Annotated in this window: 12 protein-coding genes; 4 read left to right on the forward strand and 8 right to left on the reverse strand. The window is 71.1% G+C overall.

Annotated features, from left to right (window positions below):
* Nucleotides 1–2: 2 nt before the first annotated feature.
* The 3 genes from G6022_RS03680 (at nucleotide 3) to G6022_RS03690 (ending at nucleotide 3289) form a co-directional block, all read left to right on the forward strand.
* Nucleotides 3–1409 carry an acyl-CoA dehydrogenase family protein gene (locus G6022_RS03680; RefSeq protein WP_179524820.1) on the forward strand — a complete coding sequence of 469 codons (1407 nt, stop codon included), beginning with the start codon at nucleotides 3–5 and terminating at the stop codon, nucleotides 1407–1409.
* Nucleotides 1410–1458: 49 nt separating this feature from the next.
* Nucleotides 1459–2664: an acyl-CoA dehydrogenase family protein gene (locus G6022_RS03685; protein WP_179524819.1), complete on the forward strand. Its 1206-nt coding sequence runs from the start codon at nucleotides 1459–1461 to the stop codon at nucleotides 2662–2664.
* 136 nt (nucleotides 2665–2800) lie between these two features.
* Complete coding sequence (locus G6022_RS03690) at nucleotides 2801–3289, forward strand: GAF domain-containing protein (protein WP_179524818.1); 489 nt, start codon at nucleotides 2801–2803, stop codon at nucleotides 3287–3289.
* 18 nt (nucleotides 3290–3307) lie between these two features.
* On the opposite strand, the gene G6022_RS03695 is transcribed toward G6022_RS03690, so the two are convergent.
* The 3 genes from G6022_RS03695 to G6022_RS03705 all read right to left on the reverse strand — a co-directional run bounded on the left by G6022_RS03695 (nucleotide 3308) and on the right by G6022_RS03705 (nucleotide 5388).
* Nucleotides 3308–3838, reverse strand: a complete 531-nt coding sequence (locus tag G6022_RS03695; RefSeq protein ID WP_182638671.1) for a hypothetical protein — start codon at nucleotides 3836–3838, stop codon at nucleotides 3308–3310.
* A gap of 87 nt (nucleotides 3839–3925) precedes the next feature.
* A complete protein-coding gene (locus G6022_RS03700; RefSeq protein ID WP_179524816.1) occupies nucleotides 3926–4636 on the reverse strand; it encodes a peptidase S1 in 711 nt (236 codons plus the stop codon).
* A gap of 149 nt (nucleotides 4637–4785) precedes the next feature.
* Nucleotides 4786–5388 (reverse strand): TetR/AcrR family transcriptional regulator, encoded by a 603-nt coding sequence (locus G6022_RS03705; RefSeq protein WP_179524815.1) that lies wholly within the window; start codon nucleotides 5386–5388, stop codon nucleotides 4786–4788.
* A 157-nt stretch (nucleotides 5389–5545) separates the two neighbouring features.
* Here G6022_RS03705 and G6022_RS03710 point away from each other — a divergent pair, with 157 nt between their 5' ends.
* On the forward strand, nucleotides 5546–6706 hold the full coding sequence (locus tag G6022_RS03710; protein WP_179524814.1) for an acyl-CoA dehydrogenase family protein: 1161 nt from the start codon (nucleotides 5546–5548) through the stop codon (nucleotides 6704–6706).
* Nucleotides 6707–6716: 10 nt separating this feature from the next.
* Here G6022_RS03710 and G6022_RS03715 read toward each other — a convergent pair whose 3' ends face one another.
* The 5 genes from G6022_RS03715 to G6022_RS03735 form a co-directional block, all read right to left on the reverse strand.
* On the reverse strand, nucleotides 6717–7853 hold the full coding sequence (locus G6022_RS03715) for an FAD-dependent oxidoreductase (RefSeq protein ID WP_347237778.1): 1137 nt from the start codon (nucleotides 7851–7853) through the stop codon (nucleotides 6717–6719).
* Nucleotides 7854–8250: 397 nt separating this feature from the next.
* The gene (locus G6022_RS03720; RefSeq protein ID WP_304813358.1) at nucleotides 8251–9024 is read right to left on the reverse strand and encodes an enoyl-CoA hydratase-related protein; all 774 of its coding nucleotides are present in this window, start codon (nucleotides 9022–9024) and stop codon (nucleotides 8251–8253) included.
* Between the two features lie 37 nt (nucleotides 9025–9061).
* A complete protein-coding gene (locus tag G6022_RS03725; RefSeq protein WP_179524811.1) occupies nucleotides 9062–10528 on the reverse strand; it encodes an aldehyde dehydrogenase in 1467 nt (488 codons plus the stop codon).
* Between the two features lie 341 nt (nucleotides 10529–10869).
* Nucleotides 10870–11511: an ABC transporter permease gene (locus G6022_RS03730; RefSeq protein ID WP_182638669.1), complete on the reverse strand. Its 642-nt coding sequence runs from the start codon at nucleotides 11509–11511 to the stop codon at nucleotides 10870–10872.
* A complete protein-coding gene (locus G6022_RS03735; protein ID WP_182638668.1) occupies nucleotides 11508–12263 on the reverse strand; it encodes an ABC transporter ATP-binding protein in 756 nt (251 codons plus the stop codon). The genes G6022_RS03730 and G6022_RS03735 overlap by 4 nt, the downstream gene beginning before the upstream one ends.
* Between the last annotated feature and the right edge of the window lie 151 nt (nucleotides 12264–12414).

A 12414-nucleotide genomic window follows, 5' to 3' on the forward strand; every position in this document is an offset into this window, starting at 1 on the left:
TGATGATGAGCAAGAACCCCACGTCCCCGTCCACGACCGGACGCGCGGAGGCCTCCACCCCGGGTAAGAACCCCACGAGGATCGACGCGATCGGAGCCGCGATGCGCGCGCTCACGACGATCACCGGGTCGGAGTTCGCCGAGCGCTTCAATCTGCGCCAGAAGGTCGACCGGGTCACCTACGAGGCCACCAAGACCGGCTTCAAGACCCTCGGCGCCGCCACCAAGTCGTTCAAGAAGGTCTCCGGATCCGGCGCGCCCAAGCGTCTGCCCGACGCCGACTCCGAGGCGAGGCCCGACCTGTTCGACCTCACCCTGGACGACGACCAGCAGATGATCGTCGAGACAGTCCGGGACTTCGCCGCCGAGGTCGTCCGACCGGCCGCTCACGACGCGGACCACGCCGCCGAGGCCCCCGCGTCGCTGCTGACCCGGTCCGCCGAGATCGGCGCCACCATGCTCAACGTGCCCGAGGAGTTCGAGGGCATCGCCTCCGAGCGCGGCGTGGTGACCAACTCGCTGGTCGCCGAGGCGTTGGCCTACGGCGACATGGGTCTGGCCCTGCCGATCCTGGCGCCCTCCGGCGTCGCGACCACCCTGACCCAGTTCGGGTCGGACGCCCAGCAGAAGTCCTATCTGCCGGCCTTCGCCTCCGAGCAGGTCCCGGCGGCCGCCGTCGTGGTGGCCGAGCCCCGTCCGCTCTTCGATCCGTTCGAGCTCAAGACCACCGCCACCCGCGGGCCGGGTGGGTTCACGCTCAACGGCGTCAAGTCGATGGTGCCCACCGCCGGGAGCGCCGAGCTCTTCGTCGTCGCCGCCTCTCTCGACGGGTTCCCGACCCTCTTCGTGGTCGAGTCCGACACCGACGGACTCGTGGTGGAGGCGGACCCGTCCATGGGCCTGCGCGCCGCGGGTCTGGGGCGGATCGTCCTCACCGACGTCTCCCTCCCGGCCGACGCGGTCCTCGGTGGCCCCGACGCCTCCCCGGAGGAGCGGGCCGGGACCTATGCCGACGTGATCCGTCTGTCGCGACTGGGCTGGGCCTCGCTCGCGGTGGGCACCTCGCACGCGGTCCTCGACTACGTGACCCCGTACGTCAAGGAGCGCCAGGCCTTCGGCGAACCCGTCGCGCACCGCCAGGCGGTCGCCTTCGCCGTCGCCGACATGGCCACCGAGCTCGACGGCATGCGCCTGGTGACCTGGCGCGGCGCGTCGCGCGCCGAACAGGGTCTGCCCTTCGCACGCGAAGCGGCCCTCGCCCGCAAGATCGCCGCGGACAAGGGAATGAGGATCGGCCTCGACGGCGTCCAGCTGCTCGGTGGACACGGCTTCACCAAGGAGCACCCCGTCGAGCGCTGGTACCGCGACCTGCGCGCCGTGGGTGTGGCCGAGGGCGTGGTGGTCCTGTGAGCACCGCCCACCTCGCCTCCCGCCCCACCAGCACGAAGGACCACTGACGATGATCAATCTCGAACTCCCCAAGCGGCTCGAGGCGGGCGCCAACCAGGCCCGCCAGGTCGCCACGCAGATCTTCCGTCCCGTCTCCCGCAAGTACGACCTCGCGGAGCACGAGTACCCCGTCGAGCTCGACACGCTCAAGGCCATGATGGAGGCCATGGAGGACGCCGGTCAGGCCGCCTCCGGTGCCACCATGGGCTCGGGCGGCGCACCGCGTCGCGAAGGCGTCTCCAACGGCGGCAACATGAAGTCGCTGCTCAACATCATCGAGACGTGCTGGGGCGACGTGGGCCTCACCCTCTCGATCCCCCGCCAGGGTCTGGGCAACTCCGCGATCGCCGCAGTGGCCAGCGAGGAGCAGATGGAGAAGTTCGGGCGGGTGTGGGCCTCCATGGCCATCACCGAGCCCGAGTTCGGGTCCGACTCGGCCGCCGTGTCGACCACCGCCCGCCTCGAGGGCGACGAGTACGTGATCAACGGCACCAAGATCTACGTGACCTCCGGCGCCCGCGCCGACCACATCGTGGTCTGGGCGACGCTGGACAAGACCAAGGGCCGCGCGGCCATCAAATCGTTCGTGGTCCCCCGCGAGCACCCCGGTGTCTCCGTGGACCGGCTCGAGCACAAGCTCGGCATCCGCGCCTCGGATACCGCGCAGATCACCTTCGACAACTGCCGGATCCCCAAGGAGAACCTCCTGGGCGACCCGGAGGTCCGCGTGGACAAGGGCTTCGCCGGCGCCATGCAGACCTTCGACAACACCCGGCCGCTGGTGGCCGGCATGGCCGTCGGTGTCGCCCGCGCCGCGCTGGAGGAGATCCGCACCCTGCTCGAGGAGGCCGGACTCGAGATCGACTACGACCGGCCCGCCACCAGCCAGCCGGCCGCGGTGGCCAAGTACCTCGAGCTCGAGGCGGACTGGGAGTCCGCGTACCTGCTCACGCTCCGCGCCGCGTGGATGGCCGACAACAAGATGCCCAACACCAAGGAGGCGTCGATGTGCAAGGCCAAGGCCGGGCGCACCGGCTCCGCCGTCACCCTGGGCGCGGTCGAGCTGGCCGGCAGCTACGGCTACTCCGAGCGCAGCTTCCTGGAGAAGTGGTCGCGCGACTCCAAGATCCTCGACATCTTCGAGGGCACCCAGCAGATCCAGCAGCTGGTGATCGCGCGGCGCATCCTCGACCTGTCGAGCGCCGAACTGAAGTGAGCCGCGGCCGTATGCGCGGTTGAGAACGACGGACGCCTCCGTGGATCATTGATCCGCGGAGGCGTTCCTCGTTCGCGGGGCTCGCCCGTCCCGCACCCGTCCCACCCGAGCCGGTGCCCCGAGAGGAGCAGTTCCGATGGCGGCTGACGACGTTCCCCTGTTCCGGGCCCCGATGCGGTCGAGGGACGACGCCGTGGCGGACGGGGTGGGTGTCGAGCGGGGCCTGCGCGTCGGGCTCTGCGGCATGGGCGGCCGCCTGGCGGGGCCGCCACCCTCATCGCTCGCAGAGGCGGTCGACGCCGCCGCGGCGCAGCACGACGACAGGCTGGCCCGCCGCCTCGAACGGTTCGCCCGGGTGCCCGACGGTGCATATGTGTGGACCCGGGACGTCGACGGCAACTACTGGCTCGGGCGTCTCGGGGGGCCGTGGCGCTACGACGACTCGGACGAGGCGCACGAGGTGGACCTGGTCCACGTCCGGGACTGCCGGTGGCGATCGGAGCCGACAGACCGGTCGATCGTCCCCGCCGCCGTGCGGGCCACGTTCGCCCGGGGTGGCCGCAACTGGCAGCGCATCCGGTCGGAGGCGGGTGCGGCCGAGACCGAAGAGCTGTGGAGGCGATGAGGGGCGTCGAACTACGTGCTACCCGGTCAGAGCCGGATCCACGAACTGCTCGTCCGCCTCGGCCCACACGTCCTCGCGTCCGATACCGTCGGGGTCGAGCCGATCGACCGTCTCGGGTAGGTACACCATCCGCACCATCTCCTGACCGTTCTGTTCCTCCGGCTGGTCCCCGGGCGCGGTGAACGCGGTGATCTCCACCGTCCCCGACCAGTCGGACCCCTGAACGGCCCGGAGCACGGCGATCGAATCGCCCTGCGCACTCTCCACGGCGGAGGACGGGGTGGGCCCCTGCCGGATCGGGAAGTCCACGGCCACGAGTCCCGGTTCGAACTCGACGCCGGCGTCCTCCACCTCCGCCGTGATGGCGTCGGCGAGCGCCGTCTGGGGGTCCTCCGCAGCGGGCTGCGCGGACTCCTCGGCGTTACCCGTGAACAAGAACACCAGGACGCCGACGACGACCACCACGACGACCAGCGCGAGGATCATGAACACTCCGCGGCTCGCCCGGTCGCGTCGCTCGGGGGGAACAGGGGTGTCGGTGTGGGTCATTGGGGCACCTCTCGTCCGGGGTGACCCCAGTCGTACCAGGCGGGCCGGTGATCCACACCGGTTTCGGGCGGCCGGTCCGGCCGCCGGTCAGGCCATCCGGAAGCCGCGTCCGGGCCAGTTCCGGTCGGTGGCGTCGGCCACGATCGCGTCGAACGAGTACGCCAGCGCCGGGAGGAACACGGGTGACTGCACGGGGTGGAGGCAGGACGGCAGGAGAGCGCCGATGCTTCCGACCGATCCCGCGGCCGGCGGCATGTGTCCGCCGGACAGCAACCCCACGAGGCGGCCGTCGCGGGTCACGGGCCCGCCGGAGTCCCCGTAGCCAGCACACGCATGGCTCCAGAACTCGTTGCCGTCGCGCTGCCACGTGATGCCGCAGGTATGCCCGGTGGACATCCCGTCCTTGCAGACCACGTCGCCGAATTCCGGGGCGGGACCGCGTCCGGTGACCCCGGGTTGGCGCACGGGCACAACGACGCCCGGGTTGAGGCGGATCACCGAGTAGTCGAGGATCTCGTTGCGCGTCGCGACGGTGCCGATGACACCGGCTCCCGGGTCGCCCCGGAGGATGACCGGGGCGTTGATCCGATCGCTGCAGTGGGCGGCGGTGAAGGCGACGGGCGTGCCGGCGGCGTCGTAACCCGCCGCGGTGAGGGTGCACCCGGCAACGCCGTTGACCAGCACGGGGGTGCCCCCGGAGACCGGGATCGCGGCCTGGGCCGCGGCGGGGGCCGCGAGGGCGGTCGCACCGGCCATCACGGCGGTCACTGCGAGCCTGGCCAGACCGGTGAACCTCATGAGCGTGTCCTTCCCACCCCGGCAGACTGCCCGGGTATACGCGCTCACAGCCTAACGGGCGCGGGCTCCGACTGCACGACGGGCGCGGGCCGCCCCTCGCGGCGGCCCGGCGGTCTGACGTGCCCGGTCGACCTGAGCTCCCCTCGACCTCAGTGCCCCTCGACCGTGATCCTGATCGAGGGGCACTCGCCCGGGTCGCCACCGATATGCGCCCAGATGGCCTCGACCACGGGCCGGAGGAACAACTCCCCCACCTGGTCGACGAGCGTCCGGACCACCTGTACTTTGTCCGAGGTCCGCGTGGAGGCGAGACCCCCGCGCCGCAGCCCCTCGACCTCCCTGGTGGTGAGGTCGACGATCGCCTCCAGCAGCGGGGCCCCGCGGCCGTCGGGCTCCAGCAGGGCCCGGTTGAGGTAGCTCACGAGCTGCGGGTTCTGCCGGAGCATCTCGCGGACGGCGACGTTCCGGGCCTCCACCACCTCCGCGGCCGTCCCGGTGTGCTCCACCGTCGACAACGCCCCGACCACCCGCTCCACCACGAGATCGTCCACGGCGCGGCGCAGGCCGTCCTTGGTGCCGAAGTGGTGCTGGATCAGTCCGATCGTCACCCCGACCTCGGCGGCCACCCGGCGCATCGAGACCCTGTCCTCGCCGTACTCGGCGTACAGGGCCAGTGCGGCGTAGCGGATCCGCGCCCGCGCCGTGAGGTCCCCGTCCGCGGCCACGCCCCGGTCGGCAGTGGTTCCGGCCATGCGCCCCACCCCTTCCCCGCCCTCGAACGGCGTCTGCGTTCGGTCGATGCCTGAGACGATACCGCGACAATACGATTGCATAGCAAAGCATGCACTCGTATTGTGGTGGTCGAGCGGGGCCGCCCGGGCCCACGCGACCGACCCCTGGAGACTCCCCGTGTTCGAGACCGCCCCCTACCGCTCCCCGTGGATGACCGACGACCTGGACGCCCTCCGCGCCCACACGCGTGCGTTCCTGGACAAGGAGACCGCGCCGAACCTCGAGCGGTGGGCCGCCGAGGGCGCCGTGGACCGCGGGTTCTGGAACAAGGCCGGCGATGCGGGCCTGCTGTGCATCTCCATCCCCGAGGAGTACGGCGGCGGCGGGGGCACGTTCGCGCACGAGACGGTCATCGCCGAGGAGCAGACCCGCGCGCTCGACGACGGCTGGGGCAACTCGGTCCACAGCACGATCGTGGCCCACTACCTGCTCCAGTACGGAACGGAGGAGCAGAAGACCCGCTTCCTGCCCAAGCTCGCCACCGGCGAGATGGTGGGGGCGATCGCCATGACCGAGCCCGGAGCGGGGTCCGACCTCCAGGCGCTGCGCACCACGGCGGTCCGGGACGGCGACGACCTGGTGGTCAACGGCGCCAAGACGTTCATCTCGAACGGCATGCACTGCGACCTGCTGATCATCGTGGCCCGCACCGGCGGCGAGGGCGCCCAGGGGTTGTCCCTGCTCCTCGCCGAGACCACCGACCTGCCGGGTTTCGACCGCGGTCGCAAGCTCGACAAGATCGGTCTGAAGTACCAGGACACGATGGAGCTGTTCTTCGACGACATGCGGATCCCCGCCGCCAACATCCTCGGCGGCGAGGAGGGTGAGGGCCAGGGCTTCATCCAGCTCATGCAGCAGTTGCCCCAGGAGCGGCTCATCATCGCCGTCACCGCCGTGGCGGCGGCCGAGACCGCGGTCCGGCTCGCGATCGACTACGCCAAGGAGCGCGAGGCGTTCGGCAAGCCCATCCTGAAGTTCCAGAACCTCCGCTTCGAGCTGGCCGAGTGCAAGACCGAGGCCCTGGCCGCGCGCACCCTCCTGGACCACTGCATCACCCTGCACCTGGAGGGCAAGCTGGACCCGGCCACGGCGTCCATGGCCAAGTACTTCTGCACCGACAAGCAGTGCGAGATCATCGACCGCTGCCTGCAGGTCTTCGGCGGCTACGGCTTCATGACCGAGTACCCGATCGCGCGGATGTACGCCTCCGCCCGCGTGCAGAAGATCTACGGCGGGACCAACGAGATCATGAAAGAACTGATCTCCCGGACGCTCTGATCACGGCTCTTCAGATTTCGGTCGTGATCGCACGGACGGCGTCACGGCCCGCCCGGTTGGCCCCCACGGTCGACTGGGACGGGCCGTAGCCGATCAGGAACAGCCGCGGCTCGTCGAGCGCCCGTCCGTCGACCACACGGATCCCCCCGGCCGGGGTGCGCAGACCGAGCGGCGCCAGGTGGGAGACGGCGGGCCGGAACCCGGTGGCCCACAGGATCGCGTCGGCGGGTTCGAGCGTCCCGTCCGGCATCCGCACCCCGTCGGGCTCGATCCGGGTGAACATCGGGTGTCGGACGAGCGCCCCGCGGGCCTCCGCGCGATCGATCCACGGGGTGCGGTACATGCCGGTCACCCGGATCACGCTCTCCGGCGCCAGCCCCATGGCCGTGCGCTCGGCGACCGCGGAGATGGCGGCCGAGAAGTTCTCCGGGGGCGGTCCCGTGGCCCACTCGATCTCCCGTCGGGTCACCCAGAAGGTGTCGGCCACGCGCGAGATCTCCTCGAGCAGCTGGGTCGCCGAGATCCCCGAGCCCACGACCACCACGCGCTGCCCGGCGAACTCCTCGGCCCGGACGTAGTCGTGGACGTGGACGTGGCGCCCGCGGAAGCTCTCGCGGCCGGGGTAGTGCGGCCAGAAGGGTCGCGTCCACGTCCCCGTGGCGTTGATGACGTACCGCGCGTGCCACACCTCGTCGTCGTCACCGGCCCCGTCGGACCGGGTGGTGACGACGACGAGGCGGCCGTCTCCCGTGCCGTCCCGCCGGTCCGGGGTGCGGCGCACCTGCCGTACCCACACCGGTCGCCTGACCCCCAGCGAGAACCGCTCCTCGTAGTCGGCGAAGTAGGCGGGCAACACCTCCCGGCTGGGCAGTGCGGGATCCACCTCGGGCACCGGGACGCCCGGGAGCCCGAAGATCCCGTTGACGGTGCTCATGGTGAGCGACTCCCACCGGTGCCGCCACGCCCCGCCGGGGCCGTCCTCGCCGTCGAGCATGACGTAGGTCCGATCGCCGGCGGTGGACCGGTCGGCGGGGACGAAGCCCCGGCGCTGCAGGTGGTACCCGGCGGACAGTCCGGCCTGCCCCGCACCGATCACCACCACGTCGACCGATCGCGAGTCGGTTCGCCACCGGACGGACAACGGCACCCTCCAGTTCATTCGGGTCCCGTGACTCGGAACGGCGACGGATTACTTATCGACCGCCATCTCTACCAGTTGCGACCACGCATGCTTGTCACGTGCCAGTGGCCCTTGTGGTTCTCAAAACAAGGATGGATTGATCGAGCCTGCTGCCCCTTCTCACGGAGCTTCTCAACGGCTCGATACGCCTGCCAACGATTAGGGTATGGAATCTTGGTGCACATGACGCCTCCATCAGGGGATGACTGACTGGAGTGACGCCTCGCTCATATCGAACGGCACGGTGGCGGTATGCGTTGATACGCCCGACTCACCCGCATTCCAAGGTCCACGGAGCCGGAGGGACGCCCCGACTCTAACCCGGTCCCGCGCGCGGCCGGGGCGGTTCAGGGCCGCGAACTGATCACGCCCCGTCGGGGAGCGCGGTGAAGTCCGCGGGCCGTCCCTCGGCGAACGCGGCCAGGGCCTCGGAGTTCGCGGGCCCGCCCATGAGTTCGGCGAAGCACTGGTTCTCGCGTTCACGCGCCTCGGCGATCTGGCGGGCCAGCGGCTCGACCATCGTCCGCTTGACCGCCCGCAGACTCGAGATCGGCAGCCTCGCCAGGCGCGTGGCGTGCTCGGTGGCCACCGTGAGTAGCTCCTCTGCAGGACACAGACGCCACACCAGGCCCATCTCGTGGGCCTCGGCGGCGCTGATCCACTCGGAGGACAGCAACACCCAGGCGGCGTTCTGACGACCCACGAGCCGAGGGAGCAGGTAGCTCGAGGCGGCCTCCGGCGCCACCCCGAGGCTGGTGAAGGGGCACTTGAGGCGGGCGTCGTCGGCCATGAAGGCAAGATCGGCGAACCCGATCACGGTCGTGCCGATCCCGAGGCCGAGCCCGTTGATCGCCAGGACCAGGGGCTTGTCGAACGCGGCCAGGGCGTCGATCAGGCCGATGAACCCGTGCTCACCGGGGACGAAGTCGGGATTGGTGACCCGCTCGGCCATCTCGACCAGGTCGGTCCCGGCACTGAACGCCCGGCCCTGCCCGGTGAGCAGCACCACCGCCACCGTCGGATCGGCCGACGCCTCGTGCAGCGCGACGGTGAGCGCGTCGTACAGCCCCTCGTCGAACGCGTTGAGCGCCTCCGGTCGCGCGAGCGTCAGTGTGCGGACCCGGTCGGCGTCCCGCACCTGTAGCGGCGATGTCCCCTCCCCGGCCACGGCGAGATCAGGCGCCGGCCGCGGGCGCGTCGAGGTAGACGGACTTGACCTCGGTGTACTGCGCCAGGCCCTCGGGGCCGAACTCGCGGCCGACCCCCGATGCCTTGAAACCGCCGAACGGGGCCGAGAAGTCCATCGTGTACGTGTTGACCCCGTAGGTCCCGGTGCGGACCCGGCGGGCCACGCCCAGCCCCGCCTCCCGGTCCGCCGTCCACACCGTGCCCGCCAGTCCGTACTCCGAGTCGTTGGCGATGCGGACGGCGTCGTCGACGTCGTCGTACGCGATCACCGACAGGACCGGCCCGAAGATCTCCTCCTGGGCGATCCGCATGGAGTTGTCGACCCCGGCGAACACGGTCGGCTGGACGTACCAGCCGGTGTCCAGACCGTCCGGGCGGCCGGTCCCGCCGGTGAGGAGCTGGGCGCCTTCCTGCTGCCCGAGCTCGATGTAGGAGGACACGCGCTCCTGCTGCCTCTGCGCCACCATCGGCCCGATCTCCGTGGCGGGATCCAGCGGGTCACCGACGACCATCGACCCGATCCCCTCGGCCAGTGCCCGGGCGACCTCGTCGTGCCGCTCCCGGCTCACCAGGATCCGGGTCTGCGCCACGCACGCCTGCCCCGAGTTCATGACGCCCAGGAATTTGATCCCCTCGACCACACTCGCCAGGTCGGCGTCGTCCAGCACGATCGCCGCGGACTTGCCCCCGAGCTCCAGCGAACACCGCTTGAGCTGCTCGCCGCAGATCGCCCCGATCTTCCGGCCCGCCGCGGTGGACCCGGTGAAGGCCACCTTGTCGACCCCGGGGTGACGCACCAGGTGCTCCCCCACCTCGCGGCCGCCGGCCACGATGCTCACCACGCCCGCCGGCACCCCGGCCTCGATCAGCAGCTCACCCAGCAGGTAGGTGTCGAGCGGGGTCTCGGGGGCCGGCTTGATCACGATCGTGCAGCCGGTGAGCAGCGCCGGGATCAGCTTGGACAGCACGGTGAACTGGGGGACGTTCCACGGCGGGATCGCCGCGACCACGCCCACCGGCTCGTGGCGGACCAGCACCTCCCCGCCGAGCACGCCCGGCCGGGTCTCCTCCCACGGGAACTCGCGGGCGATGTTGACGAACGCCTCGATCTGCATCCACGGGGCGGGGGCCTGGGCCAGCTTGCTGAACGAGATCGGTGACCCCATCTCGGTGGAGATCAGGGTCGCCATGTCGTCCAGCCGTGCGGCGTAGAGGGCCGAGAGACGGGCGACCACCTCGATCCGCTCCTGGGGACTCATCCGCGGCCACGGACCCGAGTCGAACGCCTCCCGCGCCGCGGCCACGGCGGCGTCCATGTCGGCGACCGAGCCCTCCGGGACGCGGGCGACCATCTCCTCGGTGTGGGGACTGATCACCTCGATGACGCTGTCCGTCGCGGGAGAGCGCCACTCGGTGCCGATCAGAAAGGCGTCGCGGTCGAGGGAGGTGGTCATGGGCGGTCTCCTGGGTGTCACTGGATGGGATCCTGTCGCAACGGACGCGCGAACAGACACCTGTCTACTGTAGGACCCCCGATGCGCTCGGGATGCGTTTTCGAGAACGCGTTCCAGGTTGGTGTGCCGGCCCCCGGGGGATCGTGGGGTCCCCGGCGTCGGAGTCCCTCGGGCTCCCCGGCGTCGAGTCGCTCGGTCTCACCCCTCGGCATCGCCCCTCAGCAGCGCCCCTCAGCGGTCGAGCTGGAGCCTCCGCCATGTCGCGACCGTGAGCGCGGTGGAGACCAGCGGGATCACCCCGACCAGGGCGAGCTGCAGCGGCGACACCCCGCTGCCGCCGCTCATCGCCCACAGCGTCGGGGCGGCGAACGGCATCCATCGCCGGCGCCGACGAGGACGCCGACCTGCGCCACGATGACGATCGCTATCGTCGCCGCGACCCCCGCGAGCGTCGATCGCGTCACGGTCGTGACCCAGGCGACGGGAGTGACGATCGCACTCGTCAACACCCCGAGCGCGGTCTGACGCGCGAGGCCGGCCCAGACCTCGGACGTCGGCGCTCCGAGCCCCCCGACCAGTCCGACGACAACGAGCGCGCCGGCCAGGGCGAGCGCCGTCCCCACGCTCCACAGCGCGAACACGGCGATCTTGGCCGCAGCGATGGACCCCCGCCCGACAGGCAGGGCGAACAACGCGCTCACCGTCGCATCGGAGAACTCGCGCCCGAAGATCCAGGCCAGCACGATGCCGTAGCCGAGGAGGCCCCCGGCGCCGGTGATCTGCGCCGCCGAGAAGAGCAGACCGGCCCAGTCGGCGGTGGCGCCGGGGCCGAGCTTCGCCACGAGGTCGGGCTGCCCGGAGGTCACCGCGAGCAGCATCGCACCCGACAGCACGGCGATCCCCCCGACGATCGCGGTCGTGGCGACGATCCCCACCAGCGAGGACCGCAGCTTGACCGCCTCGGTCGACAGGGCCGGACTCACCGCGGGCCCCCGCCCTCGGACGTGGCGTCCTGCGCGGACTCGTCGTCGAGTCGGACGGCCTCGAAGAAGGCCCTCTCTAGCTCCGACCCTCCGGGCGGGAGCTCCCCGATGACGCGCCCGCCGTTCATCACGACGATGCGGTCGGCGATGCGGGCGACCTCGTCGAGGTGATGACTGCTCACGAGGACGCCGGCCCCCGCGCCCGCGAGTCCGACGAGGTGTTCCCGGAGGAGGATGACGCCCCGGGGGTCGAGTGCGTTGCCCGGTTCATCGAGCACCACGACGGACGGGGAGTGCTGCAGGGCCGCGGCGAGCCCGACCCGCTGCCGGTTACCGAGCGACAGCACCCGCAGGCGACGGTCGGCGTACGGCTCCAGGGCGAACGTGCGCATCGCTGAGTCGACGATCGCGCCGGGGTCACCCACACCCCGTAGCCTCGCGCTCGACACCAGGTTCTGGCCCACGGTCAACTCCGGGTATCCGGGCGCTCCGTCGACGAACTGGCCGACCCTGGCCCACTCCGCGGCGGGAGGCGAGTCGCCGGCCAGCACTCGACCGCGCAGCAGTACCCGGCCCGCATCCGCACGCAGCATCCCGAGCAGGACACGCAACAGAGTCGTCTTGCCCGCTCCGTTCAGACCGACGAGCGCGACGATCTCCCCCTCCCCCACGGTGAGGTCGACGTCATGGATCCCCGCGCCGTCGCGGAAGCACCGGGTCACCCGCTCAGCGCGGATCGCTGGCTCAGTCATCGCGGCCCTCCAGGACCCGGAACACGTGCTCCAGGGCGCTGTCGAGGTCCGGGTCGGTGCCGACCGCCCACTCGAGGAGCGACGCGTTGAGGGCGGCCACGACGGCGGCCGCGGCGATGCGGGCGGCGGGCGGGGTCACGGCTCGCCCCGC

This window comes from Dietzia sp. Cai40, assembly GCF_014145165.1.
GTDB lineage: Bacteria > Actinomycetota > Actinomycetes > Mycobacteriales > Mycobacteriaceae > Dietzia > Dietzia natronolimnaea.

Excerpts from the sequence above, each read along its gene's own strand:
- G6022_RS03700 (WP_179524816.1), bottom strand. The coding sequence starts at position 4,636 with ATGAGGTTCACCGGTCTGGCCAGGCTCGCAGTGACCGCCGTGATGGCC.
- G6022_RS03735 (WP_182638668.1), bottom strand. The coding sequence starts at position 12,263 with ATGACTGAGCCAGCGATCCGCGCTGAGCGGGTGACCCGGTGCTTCCGC.
- G6022_RS03690 (WP_179524818.1), top strand. The coding sequence starts at position 2,801 with ATGGCGGCTGACGACGTTCCCCTGTTCCGGGCCCCGATGCGGTCGAGG.
- G6022_RS03680 (WP_179524820.1), top strand. The coding sequence starts at position 3 with ATGATGAGCAAGAACCCCACGTCCCCGTCCACGACCGGACGCGCGGAG.
- G6022_RS03725 (WP_179524811.1), bottom strand. The coding sequence starts at position 10,528 with ATGACCACCTCCCTCGACCGCGACGCCTTTCTGATCGGCACCGAGTGG.
- G6022_RS03695 (WP_182638671.1), bottom strand. The coding sequence starts at position 3,838 with ATGACCCACACCGACACCCCTGTTCCCCCCGAGCGACGCGACCGGGCG.
- G6022_RS03705 (WP_179524815.1), bottom strand. The coding sequence starts at position 5,388 with ATGGCCGGAACCACTGCCGACCGGGGCGTGGCCGCGGACGGGGACCTC.
- G6022_RS03685 (WP_179524819.1), top strand. The coding sequence starts at position 1,459 with ATGATCAATCTCGAACTCCCCAAGCGGCTCGAGGCGGGCGCCAACCAG.